We start from the raw sequence: 18,736 nt of genomic DNA on the forward strand, positions 1-18,736 counted from the left end.
CCGCACCCACGACACACCGCTCCCGAATCCCAGCCGAAGCCGCAGCCAGACCACGTGATCACGGACCGCTGCAAACCCCCACCGGAGGGTGACGAAACTCAAGGCGAGCAGCCACGGAAACCCGCACCCCCGCGGAGCGACCCCGTCGAGTTTCCAAGGTGGCGGCAGGCTGTCAGTGGGGGCGCCTAGACTCGGAGAGCGATGAGCAGCCTCTTTGATGACAGCTTCCTGGCGGACCTCAAGCCCTCACGGGCCCACGAGGAGGAGCCCCCGCCGCCCGAGGACGAGCCCCCGCCGCCGCCGGAGGACCAGGGGCAGGAGTCGGAGCCCGTTCCGGACGATTTGTTCGGCGGCCAGTTCGACGTGCCGCCGAGCCGGGACGGGTACTACCGCGACGGCGCGCCCCGGCCGCACGTGGACCCGGCCGCGCTCCTGGACGGGCTGAACGAGAACCAGCGCGCGGCGGTGGTCCACCACGGCTCGCCGCTGCTCATCGTGGCCGGCGCGGGCTCGGGCAAGACCCGTGTGCTGACGCACCGGATCGCCCACCTGCTGGGCGAGCGCAGGGTGCACCCGGGCCAGATCCTCGCGATCACTTTCACGAACAAGGCCGCGGGCGAGATGAAGGAGCGCGTCGAGCAGCTCGTCGGCCCGCGCGCCAACGCGATGTGGGTGATGACCTTCCACAGCGCCTGCGTACGGATCCTGCGGCGCGAGTCGAAGCAGCTCGGCTTCACCTCCTCCTTCTCGATCTACGACGCCGCAGACAGCAAGCGCCTCATGGCCCTGGTCTGCCGTGACCTGGACCTCGACCCCAAGCGGTTCCCGCCCAAGTCGTTCAGCGCCAAGATCTCGAACCTGAAGAACGAGCTGATCGACGAGGAGGACTTCGCCGCCCAGGCCGCCGACGGCTTCGAGAAGACCCTCGCCCAGGCCTACGCGATGTACCAGTCCCGCCTGCGCGAGGCGAACGCGCTGGACTTCGACGACCTGATCATGACGACGGTCAACCTCCTCCGCGCCTTCCCGGACGTCGCCGAGCACTACCGCCGCCGCTTCCGGCACGTCCTGGTCGACGAGTACCAGGACACGAACCACGCGCAGTACGCACTGGTCCGCGAGCTCGTCGGCACCTCCGAGCACCCCGTGGACGTACCGCCGAGCGCGCACGACCTCCCGCCGGCCGAGCTGTGCGTGGTGGGTGACGCCGACCAGTCGATCTACGCCTTCCGCGGCGCGACCATCCGCAACATCCTCCAGTTCGAGGAGGACTACCCGAACGCGACGACGATCCTGCTGGAGCAGAACTACCGCTCGACGCAGACGATCCTCACCGCCGCGAACGCGGTCATCGAGCGCAACGAGTCGCGCCGCCCCAAGAACCTGTGGACCAACGCGGGCGCGGGCGCGCAGATCACCGGCTATGTGGCCGACACCGAGCACGACGAGGCCCAGTTCGTCGCCGACGAGATCGACCGGCTCACGGACGCGGGCGACGCGAAGGCGGGCGACGTCGCGGTCTTCTACCGTACGAACGCGCAGTCCCGTGTCTTCGAAGAGGTCTTCATCCGTGTCGGCCTGCCCTACAAGGTCGTCGGCGGCGTCCGCTTCTACGAGCGCAAGGAGGTCCGGGACGTCCTCGCGTACCTGCGCGTGCTCGCGAACCCCGAGGACTCCGTACCGATGCGCCGCATTCTCAACGTCCCCAAGCGCGGCATCGGCGACCGCGCCGAGGCGATGATCGACGCGCTCTCCCAGCGCGAGAAGATCAGCTTCGCTCAGGCGCTGCGCCGCGTCGACGAGGCGTACGGCATGGCGTCCCGCTCGACGAACGCCGTCAAGAAGTTCAACACGCTGATGGAGGACCTCCGCACGATCGTCGAGTCGGGCGCAGGCCCGGCGACGGTCCTTGAGGCGGTCCTCGAACGGACCGGCTACCTCGCCGAGTTGCAGGCCTCGACCGACCCGCAGGACGAGACCCGCATCGAGAACCTCCAGGAACTGGCCGCCGTGGCCCTTGAGTTCGAGCAGGAGGCCGGCGAGGGCGAGGCGCCGGGCGGGCTCTCCGCCTTCCTGGAGCGGGTCGCGCTCGTCGCCGACTCCGACCAGATCCCGGACGAGGAGGAGGACGGGTCCGGCGTGATAACGCTGATGACCCTCCACACCGCCAAGGGCCTCGAATTCCCCGTGGTGTTCCTGACCGGCATGGAGGACGGCGTCTTCCCGCACATGCGCGCGCTCGGCCAGGCCAAGGAGCTGGAGGAGGAGCGCCGGCTCGCGTACGTCGGCATCACGCGTGCGCGGGAGCGGCTGTATCTGACCCGGTCGTCGATGCGCAGCGCCTGGGGCCAGCCCTCGTACAACCCGCCGTCGCGGTTCCTGGAGGAGATCCCGGAGGCGCATCTGGAGTGGAAGCGCACGGGCTCCCTGGGCCCGGCGGCCTCCGGTCCGGTCTCCGGCGTGGCGGCCTCCCTGTCCTCCTCGCGCTCCCGCTCGGCGGCCTCGGGCGCGTCCGGCTTCGCCACCCGACGCGGCGCCACGGACAAGCCGGTGGTGTCACTCGCCGTCGGCGACCGCGTCACCCACGACCAGTTCGGCCTCGGCACGGTCGTCGGCGTGAAGGGCACGGGCGCGAACGCGGAGGCGACGGTCGACTTCGGCGAGGAGAAGCCGAAGCGGTTGCTGCTGCGGTACGCACCGGTGGAGAAGCTGTAGCCGTGGGGCCGGGGGGCTCCCCCCTCCGGCCTAGTGGGTCACATCGGGTGGGTCAGGTCGAGGGGCCTGGGCTAAGTCGGGTCGATGCCGTGGCTCCGCAGCCACGGCAGCGGGTCGATCGCCGAGCCACCACCCGGGCGCACCTCGAAGTGGAGGTGCGGACCGGTCGAGTTGCCGGAGTTCCCGGAGTACGCGATCGGGTCCCCGGCCTTCACGACGGCCCCCGAGGCGACCTTGTACGTGGAGAGGTGGCAGTACCACGTCTCCGTACCGTCCTTGGCGGTCACGATGACCATGTTCCCGTACGCGCTGTTCCACTGCGTCCGGACGGTCCCGTCGGTCGCGGCCATCACCGTCGTGCCGTACGAGACGGGGAAGTCGATGCCGGTGTGGACGGACATCCAGTTGATGCCGGCCTGTCCGTAGTAGGCACTGAGCCCGTGCTGCGCGACCGGCAGTGCGAACTTCGGCCGCAGCCGCTCCTTGCGGGCCGCCTCCGCCGCCGCCTTCTGCTTGTCGGCGGCCTGCTGGGCCTTCAAGTCGATACGTTCCTGCGTACGGCTCGCACGGTCGGCGAAGTCGTCCGCGTCGGCCGAGAGGTTCTCGAGCTGGGTGTCCAACTGGTTGTTCGCGGCAGCGGGCTTCACGGCGCCCGCGTCGGGTGCGGCGGCCGTCGTCCGTGCTTCGTCGTTGCTGCTGCTTCCGCCGGTCACGGACGCGGCGGCGATTCCGGCGACGCCCATCACACACGCCGAGGGCACGGCGACCGTCAGCAGGGCGGAACGCTTCGGCGGGGTGCGGCGGCGGGAACGGGGCGCGGAACGGCCGGCCGCACGTGACGCGGAGCGGCCGGCCGGGGCGGCGGTGGCGACGGAGGTGGTCTCCTCGACGTCGTCGGACGGTGCGGATTCGTCGTGGGTGTGGCTGTGGCCATCGGTACCGGAGTCCGCGTCGGCGTCGTCGGAGGGGGTGAACTCGCCTTCCGCGGTGACCTGTTCCTCGTACGGGACCTGCTCGAAGGTACTGGTGGCCTGCTGGTCGTACGACTCGTGCCCGTCGTAGGACTCTTGGTGGTCGTACGACGCCTGCTGGTCGTACGACGTGTTCTGGTCGTACGACGTGTGCTGTTCGGTCGGATACGACTCGTGCTCGGCCTGCGCCTGATGGTGGATCTGAGGCTGGACCTGAGTCTGGTTCTGGTTGTGCTGGTTGTGGTCGCCGCCGTCCGAGTTCCACGCCGTCGCGTCGTACGTGCCGGTCTCGAAGGTCGGCGCGGTCCACTGCTGGGTGGGGTCGACCGGATCGGCCTGGAGCCAGGCGTTCGCGTCCCACTGGCCGCTGGCGTCCGGGCTCCCGGCCTGCGTCGGGATCTCGCCGAGCTGCTGGTAACCGGAGCCCTGCCAGACACCGCTCGTGTCATAGCTGCCGGTCTCGAACGCGGCGTGGTGCTGGGCCGCGTACGGGTCGTAGTTCAGCGTCTGGTGACTGCCGGTGCCCCACTGGGTGGCGTCGTACGAACCCGTGCCCGCGCCGCTGCCGTCGGTTCCGCCGCCGCCGTGGCCGCCACCGTTGCCGGGGAGGTCGCCGAACAGGGGGTCGGTGTCGAAGGTCGTCGTCGCGTAGGCGCCCGTCGTGTCGTAGCCGCCCGTCGCGCCGTACGTGCCGGAGGCGGTGGCGTCAAAACCCGTGGCGGAGTAGCCGTCGTACGTGGTGAAGTCGCCGTACTGGACGCCCTGTTCGCCATAGGACGCGTAATGCGCCGAGGCGGCCTCGGGAGCCGGAGCCGGGGGAGTTGCGGTCCCCGACGGGTGACGGTCGTTCACCAACTTCTCTTTCGCCTCGACGACAGGGGCTGGCAGAGCAGTGCGGCGACTGTACCCGGCGGTACGAGGGCGCGACAATCTTCGGCGGCTTTCCTCCTCTCAGGAAACGGGCATTCGGCCGTCTTTCGGCGGAGGGCGGGCACAGCTTTGGCCTGGCGTTCGATGAATGTTCGAAGAAACGTCGGTTCTCGGAGCCGGTTGAACGGGTTCGACGGCGCCTTCCGGTTGTGCCGGTTGGCTTTTGCGCCGCTTACGCTCCGCCGCTTCCGGTTGGCTCACGCATCCGGGCGCGCCGTCGTGCGTCGGTCACGTCACCGTCAGGCCACCGTCAGGCCGTCGGCGTGGGCGGCGGCCGGGCGGGCCTCCGCCTCCTCGGCGTCCAGGGCCTGCCGGATGCCGGCCGCGACGGCCGGGTGCACGGGGAGGGCGAGATGCCCGATCCCGCTCACCCGCACGTTCTGGACGAGCAGGTCCGGGTGCTCGATGCACGCGGTCTCCAGCGGGTCCATCAACTGGTCGAGGTCGCTCCAGAAGCTCACGAACCGCGTCCGGCAGTGCGGCGCCGGCTGGCACAGCTCGTCGAGCACGCCCGAACCGGGGCGCATCTGGCGGACGATCGGGTGCGCGTTCATCAGTGGGACGACCCGCGTGCCCGAGTGCGGCGTGCCCAGCGTGACGAGGGTCCGGACGCGGACGTCACCACCCAGGCACTGCACGTAGTACCGCGCTATCAGCCCGCCCAGGCTGTGCCCGACGATGTCCACCTCGTGACGGCCGGTGCGCTCGCAGATCTCCTCTATGTGCCGGCCGAGCAACTCGGCGGCGGTCCGGATGTCACAGGTCAGCGGGGAGTAGTTGAGCGACTCGATCTGCTGCCTGCCGTGCTGGGCCAGCGAGCGGCGCAGCATCACGAAGACGGACCGGTTGTCGATGAAGCCGTGCAGCAGGACGACCGGGGGTTTGGTGGGGGTGGGGAGCCGGGTGGTGTCGCCGGTGCCGGTGCCTGTACGTGTGCCTGTGTCGGCCAGGTCGGTCGGGGTCCCGGGTGGGTTCGGGGCCGGGCGGCGCTCCGGAGTGATGCCGGTGGGATAGAGGAGGAGGTGACCCGCGAGGATCGCGATCTCCAGGGCCGTCGCCTTCAGGAGGGCCAGCGAGAGTCCGGCGATTCTGCCGGGGAGCAGGCGCTGGCAGAGCGGAAGAAGGGGCGACACTGCCCTGGTGACCTTCATGGCCGACCTCCCGTCGGCGCACGGGAGGACGACTCCGGCCCCCGTGTGCCCTCGTGAGAAGCCGGTGACGAGGAAGGCGAGGTGCACGTGCGGCGCGTGTGACGCCGGTGGAGCGACGGGCGTGCCCGTCGTCGTGCGATCGCCGATGCGCCGCACCACCTTGCCGCGCGGCTGACGGCGCGGCGGTGCGGCGACCTCGTAGCGGCTCCCCTTGCGCCCGGTCCGGCAGCGGCCCATCGGCCGCCGGCTGCGGCCCATGTGCCGCGTGATGCGGGACCGTGCGCGGCGAACTTGTCCCACCGTGTGATTTCCCCCTCGGTCCACACCGCGAAACTGCCGGTAGCGGGATGGTGGCGATAACGTTCGTTCACCTTCCCCGGCCGTGTCGTGCGGGGTCGCTGTGCCACCGGGGCATATCTGACGTGAGCGCGGTGGCGGCGAGTCGCCGTCCCGGCCCCCGGGTGCTATCAGTCGGTACAGGTCCGAGTGGATCTCCGTGGATCTCGGCGGAGGTCCGTGGAGGCCCACGGGGATCCGCGGAGGTCCGTGGATCATCGCGGGCTGTGCGGGTCGGTAGAACGGTGATCGGTGTAGTCGGTTCATGGAGGCAGTGATGGGTGTGGCAGCCGGTCCGATCCGTGTGGTGGTGGCCAAGCCGGGGCTCGACGGCCACGACCGCGGGGCGAAGGTGATCGCGCGGGCGCTGCGGGACGCGGGGATGGAGGTCATCTACACCGGTCTCCACCAGACGCCCGACCAGATCGTCGACACGGCGATCCAGGAGGATGCCGACGCGATCGGGCTGTCGATCCTGTCCGGCGCGCACAACACGTTGTTCGCCGCGGTGATTCAGCTCCTGAAGGAGCGGGATGCGGAGGACATCAAGGTGTTCGGGGGCGGGATCATTCCGGAGGCGGACATCGCGCCGTTGAAGGAGCTGGGTGTGGCGGAGATCTTTACGCCAGGGGCGACGACGGCGTCGATCGTGGAGTGGGTTCGCGACAACGTGCGGTAGGGCTCCGCCGGGTTGGCGGGGGTTGTTGCGGCTTGGCTTGTGTTGTGGGTGCGGGTTGGTCGGGGTGGAGTGCGCGGTTCCTCGCGCCCCTTGAAGGTGGGAGGGGTGAGGGCGTTGCGAGGTGCTGTGAGTCTCTGCCCTGGTTTCGGCTAGGCCTCGGCGCTTACTCCTCCTCGAGTTCTCTCTGCATCGCCGCTCGTAGGCGCAGGGTTGTGACCAGGCGTTGGAAGGATTCTGCCCAGTAGCTGCCGGCGCCGGGGGCCGCGTTTTCCGGTTCGTCGGGGATGGCGGTGAGGGTTTCGAGGTGGGGGGCCTCCGAAGGGTCGAGGCAGCGTTCGGCCAGGCCCATGACTCCGCTGAAACTCCATGGGTAACTGCCCGCGTCGCGCGCGATGTTGAGGGCGTCGACCACGGCCCGCCCCAAGGGCCCCGACCAGGGCACCGTGCACACGCCGAGCAGCTGGAACGCCTCGGACAGGCCGTGTACGGCTATGAATCCCGCCACCCAGTCGGCCCGCTCGGCGGCCCCCAGCGTGCCGAGCAGCTTGGCGCGCTCGGCGAGCGACACCGCACCCGGTCCGCCCGCCTCCGGTGCGGCGGGAACTCCCAGCAGAGCCCTGGACCAGGAAGGGTCGCGCTGGCGCACCGCGGCCCGGCACCACGCGGCATGCAGCTCGCCCTGCCAGTCGTCCGCCACGGGCAGCGCCACGATCTCCTCCGGCGTACGTCCCCCGAGCCGCCGCGACCACGTGCCGAGCGGGGCCGCCTCGACCAACTGGCCCAGCCACCAGGACCGTTCGCCCCGCCCTGCCGGAGCCTTGGGAACCACTCCGTCCCGCTCCATGCCCGGATCGCACTCGTGCGGCGCCTCGACCGCTATCGTCGGCGTGCCCTGCGTGTGGTCGACGGCCACGCAGGACTGCGCGCGCTCCGCCATCCGTCCGGCGAGCGCCGAACCGGGCAGCGCGGACAGCAACTCCGCCGCCGTGGCCCGCACATTGCGGCTCCGGTCGGCCAACGCCCGCTCCAGGAACGGCTCGTCCGCCGCGTGCAGCCCTGTCCGCAACGAGTCGAGGAACATCAGCCGGTCCTCGGCCCGCTCCGTCGCCCACGTGGTGGCGAGCAGCTCCCGCGCGGCCGTCGCGTCCCGGGCCCGTATCCCCGAGAGGAGCGCGACCCGCTCGGCGAACAGCCCCTCCTCCCACAACTCCCGTATGCGATCGGGCTCCTCGGGCCCGGGCAGAGCCGCCCCGCCGCCCGGCGTCGAGCGCAGCGCGAACCGCCAGTCCGCGTTCAGCCGGGCCAGCCACAGCGCGCGCGGCCCCGCGAACGTCAGCACCGCCGGCCGCAGATCCGTACGCCCCCGGGCCGCGTCCAACAGCGCGGGCAGAGCCTCCGGGCGGGGCGCGAACCCGCGCCGGTTCGCCGTGGCGAGCCATTGCGGGAGCAGCTCCATGAGGTCGGGAGCCGAGCCTCTGCGGCCACCACCGCCGCCGCCCGTCCCGGGTCGGTCGGCGAGCAGCATCGCGAGTCTGCGTGCCGCAGCGGGCGGCAACAGCGGACGTGGATCCGCCGCCGCGGGCTCCACCCGGGCCGCCGCCCGCCCCGGCCGCATCCCGGCCCGCCGCCGCACGGTCTCCACGGCCGCCGCGTCCAGCAGCGCCGTCGGCGCCTCCCGGCCGGCCGGGATCCCCGACGGCGTACGCCGCGCGGTGCCCAGGAGGGCCGCGGTCACGAGCTCCTCCCAGTGGCTCCCACCGGATTCCTCCCAGCGGCTCCCGCCGGACGCGTCCGCGGAGGCCGTGTCCGTGGAAGCCGTGGCGGCCGTGTCGGTGGGAGCGGGGGTCCTGTTCATGTGAGTCCCTTCCATGGATCCACCAGGTCCGTCACGTCGGTCGAGTCGGTCACGTCGGTCGGGTTCGTACGGTCGGTCGGGTCCGTGGGCCGCGAGGAGGCCGGGAGCGGTGTCGTCGTCAGCACAGGGGCACCGCCTCGCCCGGGCCATCCGGCCAGGCCGTGAGGGGCGTGAAGCCGCGGTGGCCGCACTCTCCGAAGACCGTGACCGGTGTGCCGCCGGACAGGGCGACCAGGCGCCACAGGCCCGAGCCGGACCGGGCCGCCGGGGTGAGGGGGAGCGCCAGCTCGCCGTCGGCGTCCGCCAGTTGCCAGGTGTCGCCGTCCGGGGTGGGTATGACGCGGCCGAGTGTCACCGGGTGGGAGTCCAGCCACGGGTCGTCCCGGAGTGCCTCGCCGTACTTGGCCGCCGCCTGCGCCACGCTCACTCCCGGCGGGCGGACCGCCGTGGGCGCCGGAGGCGTGAACTGCTCGCCGAGCGCGGCCCGCAGCTGTCCCGCGCCCGGATACGCGGACACCTCGGCGTCGAGCGCGAGCCCGACCGGCAGGGCCAGTTCGGGTGCGCGGCCGGCCGCCCCGTACGACAGGAGCAGGACCGGGCGCTCCGACTCCGCCCCGTGCAGCCAGATGCGACGGGTGGTGAGGCGGCTGTCCGACGTGTCGTACTGGGCCAGGACCAGCCAGTGGTCGCGGACCGGCGGGCCGTCCGCCGAGCCGGTCAGCCCGATCCGTGAACGGACCGTCGCGGCCAGACCGTCCGGCAGTCGCTCACGGCGCAGCCAGCCCTGGTCGAGGAGATGGATCAGCGCGCACTCCTCCAGCAACCGCACCGGCCAGCCAGGGCCCGACGACGGGATCGCCCCCAACTCCCGCACCCGCGCGGCCAGTCCGGACGCCTGCGCGTCGACCATCCGGGCCGCCGTCTCCTCCCACAGCCCGTACCCCGCCTGCTCCGCCGTGGCCAGGCCGCCCCTGAGTAGATCGGCCAGCCGCTGCTCCAGCTCCGCCGCCCCCGCGGTGATGTGCTCGGCCCGCCGCTCCGCCCTGCGCCGCGCGGCCTCCGGATCACCCGAGCCCGGGGAACCCGCCGCGCTCGCCGCACGTTTGTCGTCCGCGCGCTTCCTCCTCGCCTCCGTCCACTCCTCGGCCCAGTCCGGCACCTGCCCCCGCGGCACCGTGCCGTCCTCGCCCGCCCAGAGCAGCAGCAGCCCCAGCGCGTGCTTGCACGGGAACTTGCGGCTCGGGCAACTGCACTTGTACGCGGGCCCGGTGGAGTCCGCGATGTCGATCACCGTCCGATACGGCCTGCTGCCACTTCCCCTGCACAGCCCCCACACCGTCCCCTCGTCCGTACTGCCCGCCTCCGACCACGGCCCTGCCGCGCCGAGCTTGCTGCCCGCCTTGCGTGACGCGGCGTCAGGCGCCAGTGCCAGCACCTGATCCGCAGTCCAACGCACCCCCTGCTGAGTCATGTCATCGAAGGTAGGTCCCACCACTGACAATCGACCCTGACGAGCGCGTTTTCGCAGGTCAGAGCGATTGTCAGTGGCGTAGTGCACGGTGGAACCAGATCCGAACCGGCCGAGCCGCAAGGGGGACCGCTCCATGTCCGTGTCCGTCGACCAGACGTCCGTCGAACCGAGCCCGCAGCACTCCGCGCACACGAGGGAAGCAGCGGACGGCGAGGCGCTGCGGCCGCACGCCGAGGACGCGTTCGCCGCCGAGCTCGCGGCGCTGGCCGCGCAGGACGACCGCCCGCGCCCGGTCCGCTGGCGGATGTCGCCGTGGGCCGTCGCGACCTATCTGCTCGGCGGCACACTGCCGGACGGCACGGTGATCACTCCGAAGTACGTCGGCCCGCGCCGCATCGTCGAGGTCGCCGTCACCACGCTCGCCACCGACCGGGCCCTGCTCCTGCTCGGCGTGCCCGGCACGGCCAAGACATGGGTCTCCGAGCACCTCGCCGCGGCCGTCAGCGGCGACTCCACGCTCCTCGTGCAGGGCACGGCAGGCACACCGGAGGAGGCGATCCGCTACGGCTGGAACTACGCGCAGCTGCTCGCGAACGGCCCGAGCCGGGACGCGCTGGTGCCCAGCCCGGTCATGCGGGCCATGGCGGAGGGGATGACGGCCCGGGTCGAGGAACTGACCCGCATCCCGGCCGACGTACAGGACTCGCTCATCACGATCCTGTCGGAAAAGACCCTGCCGATACCGGAGTTGGGCTCGGAGGTGCAGGCGGTCCGCGGCTTCAACCTGATCGCCACGGCCAACGACCGCGACCGCGGGGTGAACGACCTGTCGAGCGCTCTGCGCCGCCGCTTCAACACGGTGGTCCTGCCGCTGCCCGAGAGCGCCGACGCCGAGGTCGACATCGTCTCGCGCCGCGTCGACCAGATCGGCCGCTCCCTCGACCTGCCCTCGGTGCCCGACGGAGTCGACGAGATCCGCCGCGTCGTCACGGTCTTCCGCGAGCTGCGCGACGGCATCACCGCCGACGGGCGTACGAAGCTGAAGTCGCCCAGCGGCACGCTGTCCACCGCGGAGGCGATCTCCGTCGTCACCAACGGCCTCGCCCTCGCCGCTCACTTCGGGGACGGCGTCCTGCGCGCGAGCGACGTGGCCGCGGGCATCCTCGGCGCCGTCGTCCGCGACCCGGCGGCCGACCGCGTCATCTGGCAGGAGTACCTGGAAGCGGTCGTCCGCGAGCGCGACGGGTGGAAGGACTTCTACCGCGCCTGCCGGGAGGTGAGCGCGTGAGCGACCGCGACGGGGGGACCGGGCCCCTTCTGCTCGGGGTGCGCCACCACGGGCCCGGCTCGGCCCGGGCCGTACGGGCCGCGCTGGAGGCGGCGGGCCCGCGCACCGTACTCATCGAAGGGCCGCCGGAGGCCGACGCGTTGATCGCGCTGGCCGCCGACGAGGACATGCGGCCGCCCGTCGCCCTTCTCGCGCATGTCGTGGACGAGCCGGGGCGGTCGGCGTTCTGGCCGCTCGCCGAGTTCTCGCCCGAGTGGGTGGCCATCCGCTGGGCCCTGGAGCACGGGGTGCCGGCCCGCTTCATCGACCTCCCGGCCACCCACACGCTGGCATGGGGACGGGAGGAGAGAGAGGACCAGGAGCAGGAGCCATCGGAGAAGGGGGAGCCGGGGGGACTTCCGTCCGAGCCCGCGGAGGCCGTGCGGATCGACCCGCTCGCCGTCCTCGCCGAGACCGCCGGGTACGACGACGCCGAGCGGTGGTGGGAGGACGTGATCGAGCACCGGGGGGCGCGCGACGGGGACGCGTTCGCGCCGTTCGAGGTGCTCGGCGAGGCGATGGGGGCGCTGCGGGAGGCGTTCGGGACCGGGGGACATGAGCGGGACCTCGTGCGGGAGGCGTACATGCGGCTCCAGGTGCGGGCGGCTCAGCGGGAGTTCGGGGACGACGTGGCCGTGGTGTGCGGTGCGTGGCACGTGCCCGCGCTGCGGCAGCGGACCACCGTCGCCGCCGACCGGGCACTGCTGAAGGGGCTGCCCAAGGCCAAGGCCGACATGACCTGGGTGCCCTGGACCCACCGGCGGCTGTCGCGGATGAGTGGCTATGGCGCGGGCATCGACTCACCGGGCTGGTACGGGCACTTGTTCGGCGCCGCCGATCGTCCGATCGAGCGCTGGATGACGAAGGTGGCCCGGCTGCTGCGCGACGAGGACCGGCCCGTCTCGTCCGCGCACGTCATCGAGGCGGTGCGGCTCGCCGACACGCTCGCCGCGATGCGGGGCCGCCCCCTGCCGGGCCTGACCGAGACCACCGACGCCGTACGGGCCGTGATGTGCGAGGGCTCGGACGTGCCGCTCGCGCTCGTGCACGACCGGCTCGTCGTCGGTGACGTCCTGGGCGAGGTGCCCGCGGCAGCACCCGCCGTGCCGCTGCAGCGCGACCTCGACCGCCTCCAGCGGCGGCTGCGGCTCAAACCGGAGGCGCAGGAGCGGGAGTTGGAGCTCGACCTGCGCAAGGAGAACGACGCCGGGCGCAGCAGGCTGCTGCACCGGCTGCGGCTCCTCGGCATCGAGTGGGGCGAGCCGACCGCGTCGCGCGGCAGCACCGGTACGTTCCGGGAGACCTGGCGGCTTCGCTGGGAGCCGGAGCTCGCGGTGCGGGTCGCCGAGGCCGGGGTGTGGGGCACGACCGTGCTCGCCGCCGCGACCGCGAAGGCCGAGGCGGACGCCGTCGGCGCCCGTTCCCTCGCCGATGTCACGGGCCTCGCCGAGCGCTGCCTCCTCGCCGAACTCCCGGACGCGCTCCCGGTGGTGATGCGGATCCTCGCCGACCGCGCCGCCCTGGACGCCGACGTCGGCCACCTCGCCCAGGCGCTCCCGGCCCTGGTCCGCTCCCTCCGCTACGGCGACGTACGCGGCACCGATACGGAGGCCCTGGCCGAGGTCGCCGCGGGGCTCGCCGAGCGCGTCTTCGTAGGGCTGCCACCGGCCTGCGCCGCACTCGACGCGGACGCCGCGGAGGAGATGCGCGGGCATGTGGACGCGGTGCACGGGGCGGTGGGGCTACTGGAGGAAGGGGACGGGGACGGGGAGGGACAAGGGGAAGACTCCGCCTCCCAAGGGGAAAACTCTGCCTCCCGCGCCGGCATACGTGGCCGTTGGCACGGCGTTCTGCGCACACTCTCCGGGCGGGACACGGTTCCCGGGGTCGTCCGGGGGCGGGCCGTGCGGTTGCTGCTGGACGACGGGGCGTTGGGGCAAGAGGAGGCGGCGCGGCTCATGGGGCTCGTGCTGTCGCCGGGTACGGAGCCGGCGGACGCGGCGGCATGGATCGAGGGCTTCGTCGGCGGGGGCTCCGGGGGCGGGATGCTGCTCGTGCACGACGAGCGGCTGCTCGGGCTGGTCGACGCCTGGCTGACCGGGGTGCCGGGGGACGCGTTCACCGACGTACTGCCGTTGCTGAGGCGCACCTTCTCGGCGTACGAGCCCGGAGTGCGCCGAACCCTCGGCGAACTGGTCCGGCGCGGACCGGGAACCTGCGGAAGCGCCACAGCCACCGCCTCGGGCATACCCGGCTTCGCCTCCGACCTCGACACGGCACGAGCCGACGCGGTGCTGCCGGTGCTGCGCCTGCTGCTGGGGCCGGACGAAACGGTGGACGCGGAGGGAGCCGGCGACACCGGCACCAATGGCAGCAGCACCCATAACAACGCCGCCAACGAAAACGGCGCCGATGACAACGACCTTGTGGGGGTGGGCCGATGAGCGCGGGAGCGGTGAACACAGGAGCGACCGGTCAAGTCGAGGCGCCCGAGCCGGGCGGCGTGCCCGATCCGGCCGGCGCCGGCGACGAACGGCTCCGCCGCTGGCGGCTCGTGCTCGGCGGGGAGGACGCGGACGGCACCGGGTGCTCGCTCACCGGGCAGGACGCCGCGATGGACGGGGCGCTCGGCGCGCTGTACGGGAACGGCAAGGAGGGCAGGGCGCGGGCGGGGCGGGAGCGTTCGGCGGGGCTCGGGGCGTCCGCGCCGTCGGTCGCCCGGTGGCTGGGGGACATCCGGACGTACTTCCCGTCCTCCGTCGTCCAGGTCATGCAACGGGACGCCATCGACCGGCTCGGCCTGTCCGCCCTGCTCCTGGAGCCGGAGATGCTGGAGGCGGTGGAGGCGGACGTCCATCTGGTCGGCACGCTCCTCTCGCTCAACAAGGCCATGCCCGAGACGACCAAGGAGACGGCAAGGGCGGTCGTCCGCAAGGTGGTTCAGGACCTGGAGAAGCGGCTGGCGACCCGCACCAGGGCCACGCTCACCGGCGCCCTCGACCGCAGCGCCCGTATCAACCGGCCACGCCACCACGACATCGACTGGAACCGCACGATCTCGGCCAACCTCAAGCACTACCTGCCCGAGTACCGAACGATCGTGCCCGAGCGGCTCATCGGGTACGGGCGTGCGTCGCAGTCCGTGAAGAAGGAGGTCATCCTCTGCATCGACCAGTCGGGTTCGATGGCGGCGTCGGTCGTGTACGCGTCGGTGTTCGGCGCGGTCCTCGCCTCCATGCGGTCCATCAACACCCGGCTCGTGGTCTTCGACACGGCGGTCGTCGACCTCACCGACCAGCTCGACGACCCGGTCGACGTGCTCTTCGGCACACAACTCGGCGGCGGCACGGACATCAACAGGGCACTGGCGTACTGCCAGTCGCAGATCACGCGCCCCGCCGACACCGTAGTCGTCCTCATCAGCGACCTCTACGAAGGCGGCATCCGGAACGAGATGCTCAAGCGGGTCTCGGCCATGAAGGCGTCGGGGGTGCAGTTCGTGACGCTGCTCGCGCTGTCCGACGAGGGGGCTCCCGCGTACGACCGTGAGCACGCGGCGGCGCTCGCGGCGCTGGGCGCACCGGCGTTCGCCTGTACGCCCGACCTCTTCCCGGACGTGATGGCGGCGGCGATCGAGAAGCGCCCGCTGCCGATACCGGACACCGGGAGCCCGGGTCAGTAGAGGCGGCAGCGGGGGCGGACGCGCGGGCGGGGGCGCGGGTGGACGCGGGGGAGCCGAAAGACGACGGATAAAGCGGACATGAGTATCCATCGGTAACAGGGGACTTGCGCGACCTCGGGAGTCCCATGCAAGGATCGGCGGGACTTCAGGGGGCGCGCAGCCTCGTAGCCGCGCCCCATCTCGCTCCACCCCGCTCCGCCTCACCTCACCTCATCTCGCTTCTCCCCATCTCGCTTCTCCTCGTCCCTCCGCACGGGAGGCTCTCCCCGCCTTGGCCCTGTCAGCCGTACTGCCCGATGCCGCTCTGCGCGTGACGCGCACGGCGGCGGGGCGGCGTGCGCTGCAAGTGGCGCTGCTGGTGGGCGGGTTGTTCGTGCTGGGGCTCCTCTGCGGGGAGCAGGCGCGTGCGGCGGACGGGGTCGCGCCGGCCTCGAAGCCCACGGATGTCGTGCGGTCGGTGACGAGTTCGGTCGAGCAGGTGGCGAACTCGGGGTCCGCGAGGGTCTCGTCGTCCACCACGCCGCCATCCGCGGCCACCGCGCCCTCCGACTCCGGCTCCGCCACGGCCTCCAGCTCCGCCACCGCCACCGGCTCCGAACAGCCTCGGCTCCGGCTCCCCAAGGCGATCGCGCCCGCGACCGACGAAGTCCAGCGCGTCGTAAGGCCGGTCACCGAGCCTGTCGTGCGGCCGGTGACCGAGCGCGTCGTGCGGCCGGTCGCCGAGCAGGTGGTGCGCCCGGTCACCGAGCGCGTCATACCGCCGGTCGCCCAGGACGTCGTACGGCCCATCGGTGATCTGGTGGATCAGATCACTGGCGGGGTCACCGGCGGGATCGTCGAGCGGCCGGCCCCGCCGCAGTGGTGGCCGTCGCTGCCTCAGCTGCCCGCGCTGCCGGGGCTTCCCGGGCTGCCGGAGTTGCCCGGGCTGCCGCTGCCGGCGGTTCCGGGGCAGACCCTGCCGGTCGGTACGGCGCCGCAGCAGCCCGGCGGGGCGAAGGACGACCACCGGGCGGCCGAGAAGCAGTCGCGCGACGAGAGCGCGGCGACGCTGTACGGGCCGCGGTTCGCCGTTGGCCTCGCCGCGGCCGGTGACGGCGTACGCCACCACACCGACATCCGGGGCACAGGGGCCGTGCAGGCACCCGTGCACCAGGTTCCCGACGGCGATCCCACGGGTGCGTTGGGGCGTCACTCCGCGGTCGACAACGGGTCGCCGCGGCACGGTGACGGGCAGGCCGTCGCGTTGAACGAGAGGGCCCGGCCGACGCTGGTGCCCGGTGCCGCCGTGGACGTCACCGCGGCCGGGACCCGGGACAGGCACCGGGACATTCCGGCGTTCCCCGGCTAGGACCGGCCTTCCCCCGCTGAGACCTGCCGCGCGGGGGCGGAACAGGTCTGCCCGCGCCCGTCCGGATACCCCTCTGATCTCTCCGGACGCGATCGGCCGGACACACCCCGGACGTGGGCCGCTGCCAAGGCCGTCGGTGCTCGACCCCCCTCACCGACGCGGCGCATCGGCCCCTCCGGACGCCCGGTCCCTCTCCACACCACGTCCCGAATCTCTCGGTCTTCCGAAGGACTGACGTACGCATGCACAAGAACATTCGCCGTTCCATCGTCATAGCCGCCGGGGTCACCGGCGCCTGGGCCCTCGGCTCAGCCGTAGCCAGCGCGGACGAACTGCCCGCCGCGTCCGCCTCCGTACCCGACGCGTCCCTCTCCGTGGACGACGTGGTCGGCACGGTCACCGACACCGTCGACGGGGTGGTCGGAGACGTCCGCACCGACGTCTCGCCGGCCACCGGCACGACCACGGACACCCTCACCGACGTCACCGGCGGCACGACCGCCAAGGCGCAGGACACCGTCGCCGGCACGAAGCCAGCCGCCGCCACGAAGACGAAGGCGGCCGACCAGGCCCGCCGGTACGTCGACGCCGAGCTCCCGGCCGCCCAGAAGCCCCAGGCCAAGGCCGTGGCCGAGACCACCGCGAAGACCGCCGCCGACGCGACCGCCAGGGCCACCGACGCCCAGCCCGACGCCCCCGGCCCCCGCCCCCAAGGCGAGGTCGACTACCTCTTCGGCCCCCTCTCCGCGTTCGCGCCGGAGCTGGAGCAGGCCCTCGCCGCCACGCAGACGAAGCTCGGGGCCACCCGGCGCACCGCAACCGCCGTCCCCTCCGGCGCCCGCGCGAAGGTGCAGCAGACCGTCGCCGCCGCAGGCCGGACCGCCCCCGCCGCCCACGCCACCACGAAGGGCGTGCCCGCCCACCTTCAGAACACGGCCGCCGGCCTCCCCTCCACCGTCCTTGGAGTCCAAGGGACCGTCACCCCGGTCGTCGACGAGACGGCCGCCACCGCGCTGCCGCCCGTCGTCGCCACCGCCGTGCACGGGGTCACGCCGGTCGCCGGGCGGGCCGTCGGCGGGGTCAGCCCCGTCGCCGACCGGGCCGTGACCGGAGTCACCTGGGTCGCCACCGGCGCCGTGAACGGCGTGGTCCCGGTCGCCGGCCAGACCGTCGGCAACTCCACCGGCCTCGCCCACGAAGTGGTGGCCGACGCGGTGGCCGACGTACGCACGTACACCGACGGCGTCACCGGCGACGTGACCCCGTACGCGACGGGCGTCGTCGGGAACATCGGCCCGTACGCGACCGGTGTCGTCGGAGATGTCGCCCCGTACGCCACCGGCGTGGTCGCGGACGTCCCTCCGTACGCCACCGCCGTGGTCACCCAGGTCGCCGACGAGACCGTCGACTCCGTCCTCCCGCCCGTCGTCGCCACGGCGGTGGACGGTGTGGTGCCCGTCGCCGGGCGGGCGGTCGGGGACGCGACCGTGCTCGCCGACGGCGTAGTCGGTGTCGTCGGCGACGTGCGGCCCTTCGCGGACGGTGTCGTCGGTGACGTCCCGCCGCTCGCGTACGGCGTGGTCGGCGAGGTCGACCCGTTCGCGCAGGGTGTCGTCGGGCAGGTCGGACCCTTCGCCGAGGGTGCCGTCGGCGCGGTGCGGCCGGTCGTGGACACGGTCGTCCAGTACGTCCGGCCCGTCGTGGACGGTGTCGGCGGCAGCGCCACGACGCTGGCGTACGGCGTCACCGGCGACGTACGCCCCTTCGCAGAAGGCGTCGTCGGCGAGGTCGCCCCGTTCGCGGCCGACGTGACCGGACAGGTCGGACCCTTCGCGCGGAACGTGACCGGAACCGTCGAGACGGCCGCCACCCCGCTGGCCGAAAACGCCGTCGGCGGAGTCGAGGACATCGCCGAGTCCGTCACCCCGAGCTACCTGCCGACCGCCCAGTACGGGGTCACCCCGGGCCACGCACCGACGCCGGCCGCCCCGTACGGGCAGCACGGCTCCCCCTACGGCGTCTGACCGACGCCCCCGCCGTACGACCGTGCCCGGCGGCCGGGCGTACGGCACCCATCCGACCCCGCAGGGCGACGGCCACGTACGGCCGAAATCCGTCGGTCCGTGCGACCGAAACCCTGCGGTCAGGGCCGGGCGGTCCTCATTGGGGTGGGGACCGGCCGCCCTACGCCCCTTAGATCAGTGTTAGGGGCTGTTCGAGGGGCCTCACCAGGCAAACCCCAGCCTGGTGAGGCCCTTTAAACTGGCAATC

The 18,736-nt window shown here is 72.6% G+C and carries 11 protein-coding genes; 7 read left to right on the top strand and 4 right to left on the bottom strand.

The features are described 5' to 3' along the window. Positions 1-201: 201 nt before the first annotated feature. A complete protein-coding gene (pcrA, locus tag ACN20J_RS30165) occupies positions 202-2,715 on the top strand; it encodes a DNA helicase PcrA (protein WP_419667231.1) in 2,514 nt (837 codons plus the stop codon). Between the two features lie 71 nt (positions 2,716-2,786). Here pcrA and ACN20J_RS30170 read toward each other — a convergent pair whose 3' ends face one another. Further along, on the bottom strand, positions 2,787-4,538 hold the full coding sequence (locus ACN20J_RS30170; protein ID WP_419667232.1) for a M23 family metallopeptidase: 1,752 nt from the start codon (positions 4,536-4,538) through the stop codon (positions 2,787-2,789). A 317-nt stretch (positions 4,539-4,855) separates the two neighbouring features. After that, positions 4,856-5,767, bottom strand: a complete 912-nt coding sequence (locus ACN20J_RS30175) for an esterase/lipase family protein (protein ID WP_419668989.1) — start codon at positions 5,765-5,767, stop codon at positions 4,856-4,858. 613 nt (positions 5,768-6,380) lie between these two features. On the opposite strand from ACN20J_RS30175, the gene ACN20J_RS30180 reads away from it, so the two are divergent. Continuing rightward, positions 6,381-6,782 (top strand): cobalamin B12-binding domain-containing protein, encoded by a 402-nt coding sequence (locus ACN20J_RS30180; RefSeq protein ID WP_190229749.1) that lies wholly within the window; start codon positions 6,381-6,383, stop codon positions 6,780-6,782. A gap of 163 nt (positions 6,783-6,945) precedes the next feature. Here ACN20J_RS30180 and ACN20J_RS30185 read toward each other — a convergent pair whose 3' ends face one another. Together ACN20J_RS30185 and ACN20J_RS30190 are read right to left on the bottom strand one after the other, a co-directional pair. Continuing rightward, positions 6,946-8,637, bottom strand: a complete 1,692-nt coding sequence (locus ACN20J_RS30185) for a DUF5691 domain-containing protein (protein WP_419667233.1) — start codon at positions 8,635-8,637, stop codon at positions 6,946-6,948. A gap of 118 nt (positions 8,638-8,755) precedes the next feature. After that, positions 8,756-10,108: an SWIM zinc finger family protein gene (locus tag ACN20J_RS30190; protein WP_189837210.1), complete on the bottom strand. Its 1,353-nt coding sequence runs from the start codon at positions 10,106-10,108 to the stop codon at positions 8,756-8,758. A 133-nt stretch (positions 10,109-10,241) separates the two neighbouring features. On the opposite strand from ACN20J_RS30190, the gene ACN20J_RS30195 reads away from it, so the two are divergent. From ACN20J_RS30195 to ACN20J_RS30215, 5 genes are all read left to right on the top strand, one after another. Further along, entirely contained in the window at positions 10,242-11,396 is a 1,155-nt protein-coding gene (locus ACN20J_RS30195; RefSeq protein ID WP_419667234.1) for an ATP-binding protein, read from the top strand. Then, a complete protein-coding gene (locus ACN20J_RS30200; protein WP_419667235.1) occupies positions 11,393-13,879 on the top strand; it encodes a DUF5682 family protein in 2,487 nt (828 codons plus the stop codon). The genes ACN20J_RS30195 and ACN20J_RS30200 overlap by 4 nt, the downstream gene beginning before the upstream one ends. Next, entirely contained in the window at positions 13,876-15,117 is a 1,242-nt protein-coding gene (locus tag ACN20J_RS30205; protein WP_419667236.1) for a VWA domain-containing protein, read from the top strand. Before ACN20J_RS30200 ends, ACN20J_RS30205 begins: the two co-directional genes overlap by 4 nt. A gap of 271 nt (positions 15,118-15,388) precedes the next feature. Beyond that, a complete protein-coding gene (locus ACN20J_RS30210; protein ID WP_419667237.1) occupies positions 15,389-16,465 on the top strand; it encodes a hypothetical protein in 1,077 nt (358 codons plus the stop codon). Between the two features lie 242 nt (positions 16,466-16,707). Continuing rightward, positions 16,708-18,489, top strand: a complete 1,782-nt coding sequence (locus ACN20J_RS30215; protein WP_419667238.1) for a hypothetical protein — start codon at positions 16,708-16,710, stop codon at positions 18,487-18,489. Positions 18,490-18,736 lie beyond the last annotated feature (247 nt).

The sequence above is a fragment of the Streptomyces sp. 2-1 genome, assembly GCF_048564895.1.
Classification (GTDB): domain Bacteria; phylum Actinomycetota; class Actinomycetes; order Streptomycetales; family Streptomycetaceae; genus Streptomyces; species Streptomyces phaeochromogenes.

Bases quoted from the DNA above. Each gene is read 5' to 3' on its own strand.
- pcrA (WP_419667231.1), top strand. From the start codon at position 202: ATGAGCAGCCTCTTTGATGACAGCTTCCTGGCGGACCTCAAGCCCTCA.
- ACN20J_RS30175 (WP_419668989.1), bottom strand. From the start codon at position 5,767: ATGAAGGTCACCAGGGCAGTGTCGCCCCTTCTTCCGCTCTGCCAGCGC.
- ACN20J_RS30180 (WP_190229749.1), top strand. From the start codon at position 6,381: ATGGGTGTGGCAGCCGGTCCGATCCGTGTGGTGGTGGCCAAGCCGGGG.
- ACN20J_RS30185 (WP_419667233.1), bottom strand. From the start codon at position 8,637: ATGAACAGGACCCCCGCTCCCACCGACACGGCCGCCACGGCTTCCACG.
- ACN20J_RS30190 (WP_189837210.1), bottom strand. From the start codon at position 10,108: ATGACTCAGCAGGGGGTGCGTTGGACTGCGGATCAGGTGCTGGCACTG.
- ACN20J_RS30195 (WP_419667234.1), top strand. From the start codon at position 10,242: ATGTCCGTGTCCGTCGACCAGACGTCCGTCGAACCGAGCCCGCAGCAC.
- ACN20J_RS30205 (WP_419667236.1), top strand. From the start codon at position 13,876: ATGAGCGCGGGAGCGGTGAACACAGGAGCGACCGGTCAAGTCGAGGCG.
- ACN20J_RS30215 (WP_419667238.1), top strand. From the start codon at position 16,708: ATGCACAAGAACATTCGCCGTTCCATCGTCATAGCCGCCGGGGTCACC.